Annotated in this window: 11 protein-coding genes; 3 read left to right on the top strand and 8 right to left on the bottom strand. The window is 45.6% G+C overall.

The annotated features are described in order from the left end of the window. Window positions 1-6: 6 nt before the first annotated feature. Entirely contained in the window at window positions 7-2,367 is a 2,361-nt protein-coding gene (locus FHS57_RS17440) for a TonB-dependent receptor (RefSeq protein WP_183975906.1), read from the bottom strand. A 432-nt stretch (window positions 2,368-2,799) separates the two neighbouring features. Between FHS57_RS17440 and FHS57_RS17435 the strand changes: the two genes are divergently transcribed. The 3 genes from FHS57_RS17435 to FHS57_RS17425 are packed head-to-tail and all read left to right on the top strand — an operon-like array spanning window position 2,800 to window position 5,802. After that, entirely contained in the window at window positions 2,800-3,447 is a 648-nt protein-coding gene (locus FHS57_RS17435; protein WP_183975904.1) for a hypothetical protein, read from the top strand. Further along, window positions 3,434-3,808 carry a MerR family transcriptional regulator gene (locus FHS57_RS17430; RefSeq protein WP_183975902.1) on the top strand — a complete coding sequence of 125 codons (375 nt, stop codon included), beginning with the start codon at window positions 3,434-3,436 and terminating at the stop codon, window positions 3,806-3,808. The genes FHS57_RS17435 and FHS57_RS17430 overlap by 14 nt, the downstream gene beginning before the upstream one ends. A gap of 5 nt (window positions 3,809-3,813) precedes the next feature. After that, entirely contained in the window at window positions 3,814-5,802 is a 1,989-nt protein-coding gene (locus FHS57_RS17425) for a hypothetical protein (protein WP_183975900.1), read from the top strand. Between the two features lies 1 nt (window position 5,803). On the opposite strand, the gene FHS57_RS32185 is transcribed toward FHS57_RS17425, so the two are convergent. The 7 genes from FHS57_RS32185 to FHS57_RS17390 form a co-directional block, all read right to left on the bottom strand. Next, window positions 5,804-5,893, bottom strand: coding sequence for a T9SS type A sorting domain-containing protein (locus FHS57_RS32185; RefSeq protein WP_183976236.1), 90 nt, complete (start codon window positions 5,891-5,893; stop codon window positions 5,804-5,806). A gap of 25 nt (window positions 5,894-5,918) precedes the next feature. Next, window positions 5,919-8,702, bottom strand: a complete 2,784-nt coding sequence (locus FHS57_RS31990; RefSeq protein WP_183975898.1) for an alpha-amylase family glycosyl hydrolase — start codon at window positions 8,700-8,702, stop codon at window positions 5,919-5,921. 9 nt (window positions 8,703-8,711) lie between these two features. Continuing rightward, on the bottom strand, window positions 8,712-10,547 hold the full coding sequence (locus FHS57_RS17410; protein WP_183975896.1) for a glycoside hydrolase family 13 protein: 1,836 nt from the start codon (window positions 10,545-10,547) through the stop codon (window positions 8,712-8,714). Window positions 10,548-10,650: 103 nt separating this feature from the next. Further along, window positions 10,651-11,961 (bottom strand): SusE domain-containing protein, encoded by a 1,311-nt coding sequence (locus FHS57_RS17405; protein ID WP_183975894.1) that lies wholly within the window; start codon window positions 11,959-11,961, stop codon window positions 10,651-10,653. A 119-nt stretch (window positions 11,962-12,080) separates the two neighbouring features. Then, on the bottom strand, window positions 12,081-13,676 hold the full coding sequence (locus tag FHS57_RS17400; protein WP_183975892.1) for a RagB/SusD family nutrient uptake outer membrane protein: 1,596 nt from the start codon (window positions 13,674-13,676) through the stop codon (window positions 12,081-12,083). 17 nt (window positions 13,677-13,693) lie between these two features. Next, on the bottom strand, window positions 13,694-16,567 hold the full coding sequence (locus FHS57_RS17395; protein ID WP_229601374.1) for a SusC/RagA family TonB-linked outer membrane protein: 2,874 nt from the start codon (window positions 16,565-16,567) through the stop codon (window positions 13,694-13,696). A 345-nt stretch (window positions 16,568-16,912) separates the two neighbouring features. Beyond that, the gene (locus tag FHS57_RS17390) at window positions 16,913-18,808 is read right to left on the bottom strand and encodes a helix-turn-helix domain-containing protein (RefSeq protein WP_183975890.1); all 1,896 of its coding nucleotides are present in this window, start codon (window positions 18,806-18,808) and stop codon (window positions 16,913-16,915) included. Window positions 18,809-18,812 lie beyond the last annotated feature (4 nt).

Raw genomic sequence — 18,812 nt, 5'->3', positions numbered from 1 at the left:
TGTTTTCTAAAACTCTACACGGTAGTTGATCACAGGCACCATTCCCAACTGGAATTGCTGGACAATCTGACGCTGGTAAGTATCGTAGTAGCTGAACGCTTCGTTTTCGGTATTGGTCAAATTCTGAATATCAATCGACCAAGTACGGGTGTAATTAGGCTTGTTGCGTTTCCAGAAAATACGAACATCGGGACGGAAATAATCTTTTACTTTAATAGTATAAAGTTCCGATGCTTTGTAAATGGTTCTTCCTGCTAATTTAGAGGCATCTGCGTCAATCGGTGTATCGCGGTAACCTCCTAGCCATAACACTCGGACGTTCACGCCAAAGGTACGATTGACCCGTTTGTGAAACTCTTTCCCTGCGGCCAAGCTAAACGTATGGTTACCATTAAAACGCGTATTTCGTTCGATTCCATCTTGACCTTTGTAGGTAGAATTATACAGAGAAGCCGTTAGTAAGGCATAGAAATCTTTGCTCAAAAACTGCTGATAGGTCGCTTCCACCCCGTAATTGCGTCCAGTTCCTTTGTTTTCTAAACCCACATTGGTAAATCCTTCAATGAGATTCAGCGCCGAAAACGAGTTAGTGCCTGCGATTTGGCTGTTGGCTTGGGCAATGGGCACATTAAACAACGACTGATAATAGGCTTCTACTTTCAATGACGATTGTTTTGGTAACGCCGTCAATTGTTGTTCCCAACCTAACACGTAATGATGTGCTTTAGTAAAGCCCAATTTTTTGTTGGGAAACAAATTCAATTGCGCATCCGAGTTAAAAAGTGACAAATACGTCTGTGGCAGTTGGAGTTGGCTATGCAAACCATACGACGCCGTGAAGGCCGTCCGCCCCGTAGCGCTGTAACGGAAAGAAATGCGGGGTTCGAGCGATTGCGTTTGGTTGTAGGTATAATTCAAATAATGCAGCCCCGCTTGGAAAGTAAGTCGCGCGGCCAACGTCCCTGAGAGGGCAACATACGGCTGAAGAATCAATCCTTCAAGTTGACCTTTTGAAACGCCGCCGTTACTAATTTGTACTGAATCTTGTTGGTACGTAATAATCACCCCTTCTTTCCACTGAACTTTAGGCGTGATTTTGTGCGTCAGTGACGTTGAAAGCGAATAACGGGTTTTCCGAAACGCATCTACTTGGGTCAGGGTACGGGCAAAATTAGCTTTGTTCAATTGGTATCCTTCGCGGCGGGTCTCCAGCCCCGACACGGCCAAGGTGGTTTTCCAAAGGGTATTTCGGGACAAATTCAGGGAATGTGTAACGCCCATTGCCCCCATTCGGTTTTTAAATTCGATGTCGTACCCGTCTTTCTGGAATTTCCACAAGGTTGTATCGCGTTCGGCTTGGAAAACATTGCTGCTCGCTCCTGCCATTCCGAAGACGGTAAAGTGTCCCGCTTTTTTGGTAGGAAACGATAGATTGAAGGCTATATCTTGAAAACGAATGTCTTCTCCTCCAAATTTAACCCCCATCATGGCCAACAAACCCGTGAACGAATAGCGGTAATTGACCAAATAGGAAGATTTGTTTTGGCGCGAAAGTGGCCCCTCAGCGGCAAAATCGACGCCAATCAAGCCCACTTGACCCGTAAATTCGTGTTTTTGGTCATTTCCTTTTCGCAAATGTACATCCATCACCCCACCCAGTACATTGCCATAGTCGGCAGGAAAGGCACCCGTCATAAAATCGGCGCGCTCCATAAGTTGCGCACTCAAAATATTGGTTCCACCGCCCGTTTGCGTGGGTCGGTCGCTGAATGTACCCGCGTTGCTGAGGTGGTTAGGATTGACAATTTCCACCCCTTCCAAACGCCATTGCGTCCCCGTCGGTGAGTTTCCTCGAATGACTAATCCGTTGGCTTGGTCATTGGCTGCCGATACCCCTGGGAAAGACGTAGCCAAACGGGCGGGGTCAAAAAACGTACCTGCAAAGCGCAGGGTTTGTTCAATGGTAATCGTTTGGAGGCTGGTTTGGGATGACGGCCTAGCCGAACGAACAACCGTTTCTGAAAGCTGTTGGGTTGTTTCTTTCAACGAGATTGTAATCACCTTTTCTTTTCCAGCTTCCACCAGAATTTCGGGTAAAACCATCGTTTCGTAACCCACCCGACTTATTTGTAGCGAATAACGACCAATAGGTACTGAAATCAGTCGAAATTGACCCAATGTATCTGATAATGTACCTTTTTCAGTTCCAATGAGCTTGATGCTTACCCCACTCAGTCGCTGGTTGTTATCGGCATCTACTACTTGACCTCGGAGGGTTTGGGTGAGGAAATTTTGGGCAAATCCGTTGATAATCAAACCCAAAGAAAAAGTACAAAGAAAAATAATGGATTTTAAGGTGGACTTCATTGTCGATTTTTTCGCAAAAGTACGGCATCCCTCTTGATTAATGCCATTTTTTTTCAATCGCTCACTACAAAAAATGTGCAGTCGTTGTACTTTCAATGTAAAAACCGCGTTTGGATAGTTTTAAGTAATAAAGTAAAAAATTCTAGAGTAGTTCAAAGTAGCCTCGGTAGAGGCGTAACATTTGTAGTAGCAGGAGGAGATTTTTTTAATTTTTGCTTCGGAGAAGCATAACAAAGCAACAAGTTATGCTTCCGCTCGGGCGGCCCCATCCGAAGCAAAAGGGTTTTATGGATGGCTCTCCTTACTACTACAAAGGTTGCGCTTCTCCGAAGCGATATAAACTACTAATACACTAAAATTTATGCGCAACTACTTAACAAAACCGTAAACTTGTTCCGTGAGGAAATGGTTATCGTTTAAACTATTCTATCTATGAGTATTAAAACCACCGAAGCTAAGTTGTATTATGCCCTCTACGATTTTTTTGAATCAGCAGAATTTCATTTGTTGATGGACAAAAAACAGTTTCGGAAAAATACACCTTCGGGGTTTGTCAACGTCATTTTTTCGGTGTCGGAATACCAAAAAGACGCCGACGCTTGGGTAGAAGTACACGTGGGATGCCGTAATGACCAGATTGAGCAGATTGCCCAACAATTTTTGAATGCAAACCTCATTGATTTTCGGGCCGATGTCAATACCCTCATTATTTCGACGGGTAACTATAACAACGTAAAGTATTTCCGTTACAAAATCCAGAACGACGAAGACCTCAACGACGCCTGCGATTCCATCATGGAATTTATGAATCTTTCAGGATTTAGCTTTTTAAACTCCGTCACTAAACTCAGCGACATTGACCAAATCTTGAACGGGCAGGCGCACAAACCTTCAAAATACCTTTATAATCAGGTTCATCGCTGTTACAAAGGGTTGATTGCCGCCAAACTCAACGACAACCCACGGTACGCCCAAATTGCCACCACTTACCAAAATTACCTCACGAAGTTTGCCAATGAAACTGAGCTTAGTAATTTTGAACGATTGGTCACTTATTTGCAGTATTATGGCAACAATTAAGCCGAAAAAGCTTCCAAACAAGGGCGCAAGACCCATTTACCCCGAACCCAAATTAATTTCTGACATCAACGAGGTAGCAGCGCGTTATGGGTTTGAAAATACGTCTAAATTGCGTTATTGGGAAACTCAATTTCCCATGTTACGCCCCGAAAAACGCGGAGGTGATCGTATTTATAACCGTGGTGACATCGAACTTTTGGACGAAATCGTGTATTTAGTCGAGTACAAAGGACATCAATTGGCCGCTGCTCGTCAGTTGATAGAATCGGGTAGAAGTCAACGGAATAAAATAAATCGGGCTATCGAACAGTTAGAAACAGTAAAGTTATATTTAGAAAACTTGAAAGAGGTATTAACGTGAAACGTATGGTTAAAATAGGGATTACGCTCGCAGCAATTGTAAGCTTAGTGGTTTATTACCAACGAAATAACCTGTTTAGCTCTCCCGAACCTGTCATTACGTCCCCTGCTCCGCTCCTGCCCGAATTGCCGCGTTCGCAAGCTACCATTGTTTATTTTGAGCACGAACCCGACCCAAAAAACTACGAAGACCAACAGCTTCAACTGCGGGTAGTTCGGCGAAATGACCATCGGCTCTACCTCGTCGATGATGCCAAGCCCGAAAAAGGAAGGATTACCTATTATGCCCTCAACGGCAGCGTCAATGCCACCGACGCCCGACGCCTCAGCGACTTGCCGATTCAGCCTTCTCGTTGGATTCATTTGGTAAAATACACCGCCGAAATCAACAACATCAATTCAGAAGCGTGGCTCACGTCAGAAACGAATACAGTGGCGGGACAGACCAAATATTCGTCCGTATCGGAGGTGATATTTTGGGTACGCGATTCCTTACAAAAATCAACCAGCGAACTTGCTTATACCCAACCACTTTGGCCTACCAACGGCTCCGTAGGAGATAGTAAAATTTTCAAGCAAACTCCCGCTTTTTCCCTTCCTTCTCAAAAAAAATACGGTTCGGAATCCAAACCGCTCGATGAACCCGTCGCCAATTTGCGAAAAGTGGGCTGGAACATCAGCGATGATCGTTTTAAACTTTTGTACGCGGGCGAAGTACTCGAACTGATGAACCACAGCCGTGCCCAAAACCGACGAGGCATTACCCGATTTGATGCCCGTCAGCTTGACCAAGCTGCCGATTGGTTGGCCAAACGATTGCCTTCGTCCACCTTTGCTGTTGATTTTGAGCCTGCCAACCCCGCCGCTGACGGTTGGCAATGGGATATGAGCGACCCTGCTTTTCGGAAAACCATGTACGATTTGTCAGATAGAATCTACAAAAAACACGGAAAGCTCTTTTTTTCGTGGATTGGCGACCCGTTGACTTTCACGTTTCAAGGTAAAAATTTCAAACTTGACGGCTACGCCAACGACAATTGGAGTGCGGATAAGAAAAAAATTGATGATTACTTAGCACTTCACGAACACCCCAAAGACATTCAGCAAGTACAGCTACCTTCGCCCGTGGTGCTTATGACGGGCTTTGGATATACCAGCAGCACTGTCAATACCAGTGATGCCACCGACCAACCCGCCCACGTTTGGAAAGCACCCATCAACTGGTACTTGCGTACCCTCGATATGCTGAATATCAAGTCGCTCACGGCTTCTCCATCGGTGAAATTTATCAACTTTTTTTGGCCGTACGAAGACAAACCTTCCGATGCGTGCCGAAGCCACACCCGACGTTTTAAGGTGGGGCACGGCTCAAAAGGTTACATTCGGCAACTGGACAATCGGGTGATGTATCCCATGAATTTGGTGCGCGATGCGGTTTTTGTTCACTTGTGCAATCCCCGCGTTTTTTATACCAACTACTGGATTTTTGGCCAATCGTACGACCCCTACCAAGCCCTTCGTTACGCCAAAATCAACGGTAATTTATCTTGTGTTTCGCAAAATACAGGCGGCTATTTTGTGTATGACTACCAAGGCCCCGACCAGCCCGCTTGCCCCACGGTGGCCGAAGATTATATGGGAAAAGATGCCCTCGGCGTAGCGGCGATGGTGCAAGCGCACGAGCTATTTGCAAAGCACCAACTCATTTTGGATGGCAGTCAAGTACGCGAAAGTTATGCTTTTGACTACCAACGTTCTACTCAAAAACCCCAAAAAGCGACTTGGCAAAACGATACGGGGGAATTTGCTCGGGCATTTAAGTTTAATCAACCGTGGTTGCAGGTGTGGCGTAATCCCAAAACGGGTAAACGGTTGCTAATATTCCAAGACACGTTTGCAGAAGCCTTTGAACCAGTGCAGTTTACGGTGACTATCAACGGCAAAAAAATACAGCGCACCACCGACGGCAATGCGCTGTACATCGAAGCTCTTTAAACTATTGTTTTATCCAGCGTTGGGTTTGGGAGGCTGTTCCTTCCCCTATTTTCAAGAAATAAGTACCCGCTGGCACTTCTTTCACCGAAATGCGCTGTACATCGAAGCTCTTTAAACTATTGTTTTATCCAGCGTTGGGTTTGAGTTGTTGTTCCTTCCCCTATTTTCAAGAAATAAGTACCCGCTGGCACTTCTTTCACCGAAATGCGCTGCTGCATTTGGTTGGTCGTTTTTTGGGGTAAAAAATAGCGCAGCGCCCGTCCTGTCATATCCATAATTTCTATTCTTACCTCCCCGCGGTAGGCACTCTCCCACGCCACGTTTAGCCAATCTTGGGTAGGATTAGGCGACAATTGCAGGGCTGTCTCTTTGGACGAAGGTTCTACCGAGGTAATCGTTTGAATTTTCCACGAAACGGTATTTTGTGAGGTAACGGCTACCTTTTCGGAAGTCAGTACGTGAAACTGCCCCGCCCGAAACGCGTATTGCGGCAAGGAAGACGTCACCGTGATTTCATCGCCCGAGAAGAAATCGAACCAACGGCCTACGGGCAAAGCAACAACTTGGTCGGTAAGGCCAAAGTTGGCCATAACCTGCACTTTCATCGTCGGCGTATTCAGTATCAATTGTTTAACCGTTTCGGTCGTTTGGAGGCTAAAATCCGTCGTTTTCGTGACTGCTTGAGTTGTTTTAAAACGAATCAGTTCCGAAAACACATTGTAGAGTTGAAGGCGTTTATTATCCCGCAAATACTCCCACCGAATGGGTTTAGCCCCCGTCCGACCGTTTTGATCAATCGACACGTCGTAGCCCAATTCTCCAAATTGCCAAATCAGTTTTGGCCCTGGCGTTAGGAAAAACAACGCGGCAGCGGCCTTTACGCGTTCGATGGCCGTGGCCACACTTTTCACCTCAGCACTGCCGTTGGTGATGGCGTCGTAAATAATTCGCTCTTCATCGTGGCTTTCCATGTAACCAATAGCCGCTGCTTTTTGGAAACCCGCGTGGTTTTTCCACGACAATCGGTTAAAATTTCCTTTCCCCGTTTTTACGGCCTCTCGTACGGCGCCGTTTTGGTTGTCCCACACCATCATTCCGTAATTGGTCAACTCAGCCTCTTCGTTATCATCGGCAAAGTGTTCCAAAATTACGTAGGCCGTCGGGTCAGTTTTGCGGATTTGGTCATAAATTCGCTTCCAAATCGCGATTCTACTGGCATCGTAACGACCCCAAAAAGCCACGTCATTTCCCGAATTCACCTGCGTAAATCCTTTGGACAAGTCAAAGCGATAGCCATCAAAACGGTATTCTTTCAACCAAAATTCATTGACCCGCTCCACGTACGACTTGGTGGCGGCGGATTCGTGGTTAAAATCAAAAAACACGCTAAACGGGTGCGTAGCTTGAATGTTGAACATGGGATTATCGGCCGACGGGCGGTTGCCATCCCAGTACATTTTTACGTATGGAAACTCATAATCGGCTTGATTGAGCACCATGTCCAAAATCACCGCAATGCCGTTGGCGTGGCACTTGTCAATGAATGCCTTCAAATCATCGGGCGTGCCGTATGCCTTATCAGGTGCCGCGTGGAAGATGGGATTGTACCCCCACGAATCGTTGCCCGAAAACTCCATCACGGGCATCAATTCAATGGCGTTGACGCCCAGTTTTTTGAGGTAATTAAGCGAATCACCGACGGTTTTATACCAACGACTATCGACAAAATCGCGTACGAGTAGCTCATAAATCACCAAATCTTCGTTGGCGGGACGTTTGAAATTGGTGGTTTTCCAAACGTAAGGTACTTGGGCCGTTTGAAGTACCGAAGCGCTATTCCCCAACGCCTTCGCGGGGAAAGCCATCAGGTTAGGATAGTTCGTGGCGGGAATAAATTTATCGTTGGCCGCATCCAAGATTTTCTCACTGTACGGGTCATTGATGGGCGTTACGCCATCGACCAAGTACTGAAACGCGTATTCTTTTTGAGGTGTTAAGTCTTTGATTTCTAACCAATACGTTTGCCCATCGGGCGTTTTATTCATCAAATAATCGGTGCGCGTTTCCCAATTATTAAAATCACCCGTGACGTAAATAAACTTCTTGTTGGGAGCAAATAGCACCAATGTTGCCGACGTAGCCGAAGTGTAATTAATGCCATTTTTCAGTCCAGCAGGAAGAGCCGCTACTTTAGGGGTTGGGCTCACCGTAAACGAAAATTCATCCGTGACTTCTTGGTTATTAGCACTTGCCGTAACTTTCACCGTTCGCCGCTGATTGGGCGTATTCCCCACCGAAATTGAGGTAGAAATGGCCGTATCTTTAACTGACGCAACAGTCACTCCATCAAGCGTCAGCGTGAGCTGAGAACTCGTGGAAGCGCTTGCCCGAACGCGCAACGAAGCATTGGCATCGACAAAAAGTGTTTTTTCGGTCGGAGTCGAAAATCGTACAAACAACTGATTAGAAGCGTAAAAATTAAACAAAAAGTCTTCGGTTTGGCCTGAGCCGTTGGCGTTTTTTACCAATACGCCCATCCACCGAAGCGTTTTTCCCGCAGGCACGCTCAGGTATTTTGAAGGCGTAATTTTAATCGTCCAAACGTTGTCACTTACCCACGTCAACAGTCCAGGCGCGTAGGCTTGTGAAAAACTGGATTGGCCAGCGGGGCCAAATTCGGACGTTCGGTTCGATACATCCGAGCCCCCCCAGGCCCAAATATACAACCCTGAGGCTTGATTCATCAAGGCAGCTTTACGGCTATCTTTCGCTTGCGTCAAATCAAACGTCAACGTTACTTCACCATCAGCGGTGGGAAATTCTGGTTTCAAGACCAACGCTTGTCCCCAGCTCCACTGGTTCAGCAACAATCCTAGAAAAATAGAAATGAGTTTTTTCATACCATTGATTTATTTTATCTCCAATACCAACGCCGACGACGCATTGACAGTCAAGCCATTGGCCAACGAATTCGTTTCTCCCGTCAACACATTTTTTGCCGTCGAAGCCCCTTTTAGTAGTTCTGAATATTTGCCCAAATCCAACTTCAAGGGTTCTTTATTTTTATTCATCACCACCATCACTTTTTGGGCATCGTTGTACCTAAAATACACATACAGGCCATCGCGGGCGGTAAAGTGTTTCAATTTCCCCGTTTGAACGACCGCGTTGGTTTTACGCCATTGCAGCATTTTTGTCATAAACTGTTTTGCCTCCAACTGCTGAGGCGTCAAGCCTTTTTCCGTAAACGCACTCACGGTATGGTCAGCCCATCCCCCTGGCATTTCTCCCCGAATTTCGTCGTGCGAATCACTTTTCGGATTGGTCATCAGCACTTCTGTTCCGTAATAAATTTGTGGTGTGCCCCTCGTCGTCAGCAAAAACGAAATTCCCATTTTCCAAAGGTCGAAATTTTCGTGGATTTGGGTGTAAAAACGGCTCATGTCGTGGTTGTCGGGCATAATAACCAAATCATTGGGCGAGGCATATAAAAAATCCTGCGACAGCGTTTGGTATATTTTCACCAAACCACGGTTGTAAATTCGGTCATCTTCATTCAAGGCTTCTGTCAAGGCATTTTGCAGCGGAAAATCAAACATACTTGACATTTCCGACACGTATCCATTGGTATTTTTATTCCCTTTTTGCCAAAATGCAACAATCGAAGGATTGACCGACCACTCTTCCCCGACCATGCTAAAACGGGGGTACTCACGCATGATGCGCTGCGACCAGCGACTCATAAAGTCTTTATCAGAATAAGGATACGTATCGACCCGAATTCCGTGCAAATCAGCGTATTCAATCCACCAAATCGTATTTTGAATCAAATAATTGGCCATCAATGGATTACGCTGATTCAAATCGGGCATACTTGGTACAAACCAACCGCTGGCGTGTAGTTCTTTGTCGTATTCGCTTGCATGAGGGTCTTGAATACTTTCGCGAGCATGGTGGGTTATTTTAGGGTTTCCTTGAAAATTCACCCAGTCGTCGGTGGGTAAATCTTTCATCCACCAATGTTCTGAACCACAGTGATTAGGCACCAAATCAATCACCAATTTTATGCCTCTTTTTTGGGCTTCTTTCGACAACTTTCGGTACTCTTCATTGCTCCCAAAACGTGCGTCCACTTTATACAAATCGGTCATGGCATAGCCGTGGTACGAGCCCATATTTTGATTATTTTCTTGAAGTGGGCAAATCCAAAGCGCCGAAAAACCCAGCTTTTGAATGTAATCCAACTGTTCGATAATTCCCTGAATGTCACCTCCGTGCCGTTTGTCTTTGCCCGCCCTGTCAACTTTATCGACCATTCCTTCCACGTTATCGTTGGCGGGATTCGCATTGGCAAAACGGTCTGGAGTTACCAAATACATGGCGTCGGCCGAGGTAAACCCTTGGCGATTAGCTGAATTAGGTTCCCGATTTTTTAATTCGTACGAATAGCTTGCCACCGTTTTTCCGTCTTTTTTAAACGTGATTGGGAAACTTCCTGCTTTGGCAGTAGCTGCAATGGTTAAATCCAAAAAAAGATAATTGGGGCTTTTTACGCGCGTCACTTTGGTCAATTTTACCCCCGCGTAGGTCACTTGAGGCTCGGTAGTACCAATATTATTTTGGTGGATGAGCAACTGCAAACGCGGTTCTTTCATTCCCACCCACCAAAAGGCAGGTTCGACGCGCTGGGCATAAAGCGGCAGTACTGCTGCGATAAAGAACAAAAACAAGCTATATTTTTTCATGATGGTTGTACAGGAGTTAAGTAGTAGAAAAAAGCACCGACAAAAATTCATCGGTGCTTTGCAGTTCAACCTATTAGTTTTCAGTTTGTTACTTATGCAATTGTTATTTCTTCGTCAATTTATACGTTGGTTTGGCCGCCACTGTAAAGTCGAGGACAATGTCGTACGTTCCTGCTTTTACGACGATGTTGGCACCACCTGCCTCCATTACACCATCGGCCTTGTCGTCACCGTAGTTAACAGCCCAATCATCGTTTTGGCGGAATTTGATTTCTCCGTCCACCAATTTAATGCCGTTCAATGTCCAAATTCCCTCATTACCAAAATCAGGCGTAAATTTCGTATCAGGGCCATTCCAGCCATTTGGTGCGCCACTTCCCACAATCCCCCATACTTTGAAAGGAACAATGGTGTATTTAAGCGACTTAAAATCAACCGTAATCAAATACAAACCTGCTTTTACCACAATGTTATCCCCACCTGCGTCAAGCGTACCGTCGGCCCCTTTGTCACCGTAGTTGACCGCCCAATCTTCGTTCTGACGAATTTTGATTTCACCGTCTTTCAACGTCACAATCACACGCCATTGATCGGTGGCAGGGTCATAGAAAAACGGTGCATCAGGTGCATTCCAGCCACTTGGAGCAGCACTTCCCACGATTCCCCACGCGTATTTATCAATGGTATATTTCATAGCACCTGCATCAAACGTAATCTTATAATTTCCTTGTTTGACTACGATGTTGGCACCACCTGCTTCGAGCGTACCGTCAGCGCCATTATCGCCCATGTTTACATCCCATTTGTTGTCTTGGCGGAACTTGATTTCTCCGTCCACCAACGCTACGTACGCTACATACACATTGGCTTTATCCGATTTGTAGAACGGCATATCTGGGCCATTCCAGCCGTTTACAGTCGCACTTCCCACGATTCCCCAATTGGTAGAAAGGTCAAGTTTGTCCAAATATGGCGTTGCTTTTACGGACATCACCGTCGAAGCCAGCGTGGTACTTCCACCCAAAAACGATTGAACTTTGATGTCGATGTCGCCAGCGGTAGCAGCCTTCAAGCCGAGTTTCAACAAAATCGGGTTCAATTCAGAGGCTTTAAACGTCTTTTTCAATTCTGTTCCCGTCACAATCGACGCTGCATTGGAGAAATCACCTCCTTTTTTATCAATCAAAACGGTGTAGTTGGCAGGTGCCTCAAAACCATAATCGGGTTTTGCCCACGATACCGTCAAGGCATCTTTGTCCGCATTTTCTTTTGTCAGTACGACTGTTTGCGAAGAAAGGGTCACCACAGGCACTGCCCCCGAATTGAGGACGGCCTTTATTTCGTCTTTTTCGCATGAGGCCAACATCGTCGTCGCAACGACCGCGAATACGTATTTATGAAACCACTTTTTCATTTGTCTTTCTAAGTTTTTATTGACTATTGTCTATGAATATCCCGCGTTTTTTCTGGTTGCTCACAAACAGAAACACTTCATCGCTTCCTCTGGTTGTGAGCAACCAGAGGCACAGTGGACTAATATCCTGTGTTTTGAACCAAGTTTGGATTCGCCGTTAGGTCAGTAGATGGAAGTGGGAAAATTTTCAAGTAATCTTGAACCCCCGCCCCGTCTTTAACGCCACCTTTCCACGCCCACAAATACGAGGCACCCGTAAATTTACCATAGCGAATCAAGTCCGTACGGCGACTTCCCTCCCACGATAATTCGCGGGCACGTTCGGCCAACACAAAATCAGGCGTCAACTCAGACGAAGTGATGTTTCCAGCGGCACTTCCATAGGCACGCGCGCGGATTTTATTGACATAGTCCAACGCCAATGTTTTGTCACCAGCGCCACGAGAGGCAGCTTCGGCATAAATCAAGTAGGCATCCGCTAAACGGAACATCGGAAAATCGGTATCAGGGTGCGTTAGGTTGCTACCTACTTTACCCGCCGATGTTACGTTTTTGAACTTAGGCATCGCATATCCGTCCGTAAATGTGCTCAATTCGTTGATTTCAAGTTTTTGGCCATCCGTATAGAACATCGCACGTTTGTCGGTCTTACCAGTTGGGTCAGCAAAAAGCTTCACAAACGATGGCGTCACACGGACACCGCCCCAACCGCCGTCGATACCATAGGCAGAAGCTGGCATCGAACCACCCACGGGTGCATGGCATAGGAACGTCATTCCACCCCAAGTTTGGCTACGTGTTCCGTCGGCGGCGAGTGCCCAAATCACCTCCGTTGAGGTGTTATTGTCGGCTTTGAACAAATCTTCGTATTTGGTTTGCAAAGAATACCCCGCGTCAATCACTTTTTTGGCGTAGGTAGCCGCATCTGCGTAGCGGTTTCCTTGGCCTTGGGCTTCGGCGTTGAGGTACAATTTTGCCAACAACATCCACGCAGCCGCTTTATCGGCGCGAGCATATTCGTTTTTACGAGCGTCAACTAGCTCGCCATCAATTGCTTTCAATTCTGATTCGATGTATTCAAACAAGCTTTTTGCATTTGTTTGTTTTGGCGGAGCAGAACCCACAGCGTCATTTTCTGTTACAAAAGGTACATTTCCTCCGAACAAATCCAACGCGTGCCAGTAGCTCAATGCCCGCAAAAAACGAGCCTCCGCCCGAAGGGCTTTTGTTTCGGTCAAAATAGTCCCCGAAACACCTCTTTCGTTTAATTTGGCATCGCTCGTCTCACGAATAAATTCATTGCAAGAAGCGATTTGGTAAAAGACACGGTTGTAAAAACCACGAATGAATGCGTTATTCGACGACCACTTCATGTAATTGATTTCGGGCAAACCTGCGTCACTCCACGCAATCACGGCCTCATCGGTTGGCAAGACTTGCAAGTACCAATAATTACGCAAATAGCTCGAAAACCCTTCGTCCATTCCTTTGATGTCCTTCGTACGGTCGTCGCCCGCAGGGCCTTGCTGCCCCGTTAGCATCATACCTGCGTACAATTTGGCCGCTACTTGCTTGTAGGCTGCGGGGTCGTTATAGACCGTTGCTGAAGTGACTTCATTGAACGGCTTACGGTCTAGGTCTTTGATACATGAGGACATTGTCAACGCGAGTGCAATCCCTCCAAGTACTGTATTTTTAGAAATGAAATGTTTCATCTTTTTTCAAGTTTCGATTAGAATCCGATGTTTAAGCCAAGGGTAAACGTACGTGGAATGGGATAAATGTTATTATCAATTCCTCCGCTCACTTCAGGGTTAAGCCCCGTGTATTTTGTAATTACAAATACATTCTGAACCGTTGCTGAAAGGCGGGCCGTCGATTTTCCGCCAAATATTTTCCCTAAATCATAGCCTGCAAATGCGTTGTCCATTCGTAAAAATGAACCATTTTGCATGTAGTAATCGGAGAAATACTGAGGCGTCGCAAACAAGGTAGTAAGGACGTTTGGCACAACGTTACCCAATGAGTTATTAGCACCTTGGAAGGCTTGCAATACGCCATTGGTTGAAAGAATGTTGTTATAAACGTAGTTGCCAAAGTTGCCACGTAAGACAAAGCCTGCACTCAATTTTTTGTACGTCGCTTGGGCATTGAAACCAATAAATACGCGTGGAGCGGGTGATTTGTAGTGATAATAATCGTCCACGGTGATTTTACCATCGCCATTTTTGTCCACATACACGCCTTCTACGGGTTTGCCTGAGGCATCATAGACTTGTTGGGCTACGAAAAACGAAGAAGCAGGATAGCCAACCGAGTGGATTTGAATGGTGCTTCCTACCCCACCTGAAATTCCACCCACCAATACCCCTTTATAATTGGGATCATTGGCCGAGGTTAACTTGGTGATCTTGTTTTCGTTGTAAGTCGCGTTGAAGCCTAAATCAAGCGTAAAATCTTCGCGGCTGATGGTGTTGTGGTTCAACAACAACTCTAAACCTTTATTTTCGATAGAGCCAACGTTCGACAAGATTTCATTGGTAAGGTTGGTGCCCGCTGCTACTGGAACAACGTTCAACAAATCAGACGTATTTTTCATGTAGTAGTCGATGCTACCCGACAAACGTGCTTTTTTGAAAGCAAAGTCCAACCCAACGTTTTGCGTAACCGTTTGCTCCCATTTGATGTTCGCATTGTAGCCTTCGGCGCGGAGTGTGTTGTAGTAGGTTGTTCCCAAAAGCTGCTGGGCAGTGGCCGTACTTGGGGTATAACGTGCCAAATAAGCGAAGTTTTGTCCCACATCTTGCTGACCTGTTACCCCGTATCCGACACGTAATTTCAAGTCTGAAATCACACTAGAGCTTTTCAAGAAATCCATTTCGCTGATTTTCCAAGCAAAAGCCGCCGACGGAAACGTTCCCCAACGGTTTTCTTTGGCAAAGCGAGAAGAACCATCGCGACGAAGCGTCAGTGTCAACAAATAACGGTCTTGCACGTTCAAATTGGCCCGACCAAAAAACGACACCAAGGTATTTTGCGTCTTGTAGGGACTGTCGTTGAGGGTTTTGGTTTCGGCTTCGTCCTTAGTTATGGTCGTGGTCGAATTCATAAAATCTTGGTACGAATAGCCCGCCATCAAGTCAAGGCGTGTGTCTTTTGTCAAGTCTTTGACGTAGTTGAGGTAGAAATCCAACAATTTGTTGGTGCGGTCTTGGGTATAAACCGTCTTTTCGCCGCCATTACTGAAGTTAGAAGCTGCCAAAGCAGGAATAACCTTTTTACCATCGCTTCTTGACACATCATAACCAACGTTCAGGTTAGCATGTAGTTCTGGAAGGAAGTGAAATTTATAATCAAACTGCGCATTTCCGATGCTGCGGTTTACCGTGGCACGGTCGTCCGTCAAATTCAACAAGCCAAGTGGGTTGCGCGTCGCAATCGTGTTAGGTTTTCCATCGGCGTTTACCCACTCGTAATAACCGCCGTACGCTTCCGTCCCCGAATACACGGGTTGGGTTGGGTCAAAAGAAGCCGCTGCCCCAATAGCCCCTTGGTTGGCAAATTTATTTTTAATCGAAGCCGCTTTGACGTTGATGTCAATTTTTAGGTGGTTATCCAACAGCATTGGCGTCAATCCTACCGAGGCCGAAGTACGACCCATGTTGGAGGTTTTCAAAATACCGTTTTGGTTGGTGTAACCCACCGACACGCGGTAAGGCGTATTTTTGAATGCACCTGTGATACTCAAATTATTGTCTGTACTTACTGCTGCACGATAGACTTCATTTTGCCAATCCGTGTTTGTCTTACCTAACAACGTTTTTTGCGTTGCCGTACCGTATTTATTGACCAACGCGCGAAAATCATCGCCCGAAAGTACATCAACCAAGCCTGTTTTAAGACCAACTGACGCTTGCGTGCTCAAATTTACGCGCATCACATCGCCTTTTTTACCTTTTTTGGTCGTAATCATAATGACCCCGTTAGAAGCTCGTGAACCATAAATAGCCGTTGCAGAAGCATCTTTAAGGATATTAAATGATTCAATGTCGTTGGGGTTAATCAAACTCAAAGGGTTTGCTGCACCATTGATGGTGGTATTGTCCAAAGGCACACCGTCGATAACAATGAGTGGATCATTGCTGGCATTCAACGAAGCCCCGCCGCGAATACGAATCGTACTTCCCGCGCCTGGCGCACCGCCGTTGGGCGTAATCTGCACCCCCGCAACTTTACCCGCTACGAGTTGGTCGGGCGTGGCAATGTTACCTTTGTTAAAGTCGGCGGTAGTGATCGAAGCGATAGAGCCCGTCAGGTCTTTTTTACGTTGCGTACCGTACCCAATTACGACCACTTCTGCCAGTTGCTTGTTGTCATTTTGCAACGTCACCGAAAGCTGCGTACGGTTGTTGATGGCCACCTCCTGCGAAGTCATGCCCACAAAACTAAACACCAACGTTGCGCTGCTTGGCGCCGCAATTTTAAAGTTACCATCGGCGTCAGTCTGCGTTCCGCGCGTGGTTCCTTTCACCAACACGCTCACGCCTGGGAGCACCGAACCGTTGGACTCTTGGACTTTTCCTGACACAGTAATGTCCTGCGCCATGGTTGTTATGGACACACAAGCCCACAGCAACATCATCAAATTTAGACGAACATTTGTTCGGCCAAAAACCTTGTACATCGAAATCATCATAGGGGTTTGATGTAAGTTAAATTGGATAATTGGAAAGATTGAAATGGAGTAAACATGGCGTTTCATCAATTTCTTCTTGCAAAAGTACCATACTTAACCCCGCTTGTCGTCCCACTTTGCAATAATGACAAAAAGAGCTACTATTTTTTATAAACAACTATTTATCAGAATATTACAAAAAAAAGGACGTGCCACTTTTAGAAGGTGGCACGTCCTAACCATTAAAATGGTACACATTTACGAAGCTAACTCTGCTTATTCATCCTCAATCCTCGCCTCAAAGAAATATTCTCGCGGGGTTTGTTGCGTCATTTTTTTGAAAGCGCGGTTGAAAGCCGTTTTTGAATTAAACCCTACTTCAAAGGCAATCGCCAAAAGGGTAAAATGCTTGTTGCGCGGGTCTTCAAAACGTTGTTTAAATTCCTCGATTCGGTATTCGTTTATAAAGTCAAAGAAGTTTTTGTTGTAGCCTTCATTGATAATTTTTGACAATAAATGAGGGGCAAGTTTTAATTTCTGGGCCAATTCATTGAGCGTCAACCCAGGGTTGGTATAAGGCTTGTATTGCAGCATGTAGGTTTCCAATTTGCTTTTGTACCCACCTAAATTTTCGAGCGTATCCACCTCTTTTTCTAGCACGGGAGCCAATGTATCGTGCAATGCAATGGTGACCGTTGGCTCTTCGGTAGGTTTCAGGAAAGGCTGAGGTTTGGCCTGAATTTTAAAAATTTCGGGTTGGTGAATAGCAAAATAACCCAGGAAATAGGGAATCGTCGAAAAAGCCAACCAAATGGTGTCAATGCTTTTTTGGACAATCGACACTGTTTCAATTTTGAAAAAATACCCCACGCCAAACAACAAGCCCGAAAAAAGCCAAAGCACCAAACAGACCAATTGCAAGCCCAAAACCGTCGAAAGGTATTGAAGGTTGTACTCAGACGAAGATTGATTGGCAGCTAATGACCGATACGAACGAATGGCACGATAGCACACCATCCAGTAGTACAAATTGGTCAATAGCGCCAGCGTTCCTGTTCCCCAAAACAACCAAACAATGTCAATTTCACGGTTGACAATTTTGATTTGAAGGCGCTTTTCTTCCATAAAAAAGAAAGGAAGATAGACCAGCAACTGAACCGCTGGCAATAAAAAATGCCCCCACCAGTGGCGCGGAAATTTGGGAATTTTGAAAAGCAGTTTTTGAATATAAAAATAAAAAAGCGGGGCGTACAAAAACAGCGCGAAATCGGGGATAAGTAGCATCTTAGTATATTCTTGCGCTACTTCACGGTATGCACTGACCACTTTGATAGCCACTACCACAGCCATAAACGCCAGCGAAACCACCAACCAACGATTCGCGTGTCGGTTGTAGTCTTGCATGGAAGTGATGGCAATGATTAATAAAATGCTTTGAAAGGCCGAAAACAACAACAGAAGATCATAGATAGAAATGGAGCGAAACGTCCCCGAAAGGTCTTCCCAACTTTCTATTTTTACTTCAATATTCTCATTATTAATAATTTGACCTCGGTATAAAATTCGATTGATTCGCGTTTTTCCGTTTTCCTGTCCTTCAACGCTATTCCAGTCTCCACGAGTAAACTTATACTCCAGCCTTGGTAAATCCGACGCAACTGTGACACGGTATGTGCCATCTACTTGTTTTCTTAGCCTGAAATCTTCGTCTCCCGCATGCCAGTTATTAAAGTTACCTGTGATGTAAATTGTGGCATCTTTGGGCGTATTTTCGGGGATTTCGTTAATCACAAAACGATACATTGCCCTTGCCTCCCAGCCATCAATACTGATTTGCAGGAATTTTGGATTTTTCTCATCAAAACGATAATAGACCCTGTCAGGACGGCTTTTTCCTGTGCTATCCCCTTCTACTAACCCCCAGCTTCCTTGCGTTACCTTAAACTTAAAATTGGTCAGTGTATCGGGCAAATCCAAAAAGAAGTTGCCCGCTTTATCCCGTTTAAATTCAAATGCGGCATCTCCAGGTTGCCAATTATTAAAATCGCTGGCTAAAAAAAGTCGCTGGTTAGCCGTTTTGAAAGGGGCATGACGCACAATCTCAATCCTAATTTGCGCAATTGCAAACAAAGGAAAAAGTACTCCCATCAAACAACGCCACCAATTCTTCATCACG

The sequence above is a fragment of the Runella defluvii genome, assembly GCF_014195535.1.
Lineage (GTDB): Bacteria > Bacteroidota > Bacteroidia > Cytophagales > Spirosomataceae > Runella > Runella defluvii.
This window is presented reverse-complemented; position numbering and strand designations above follow the sequence as displayed.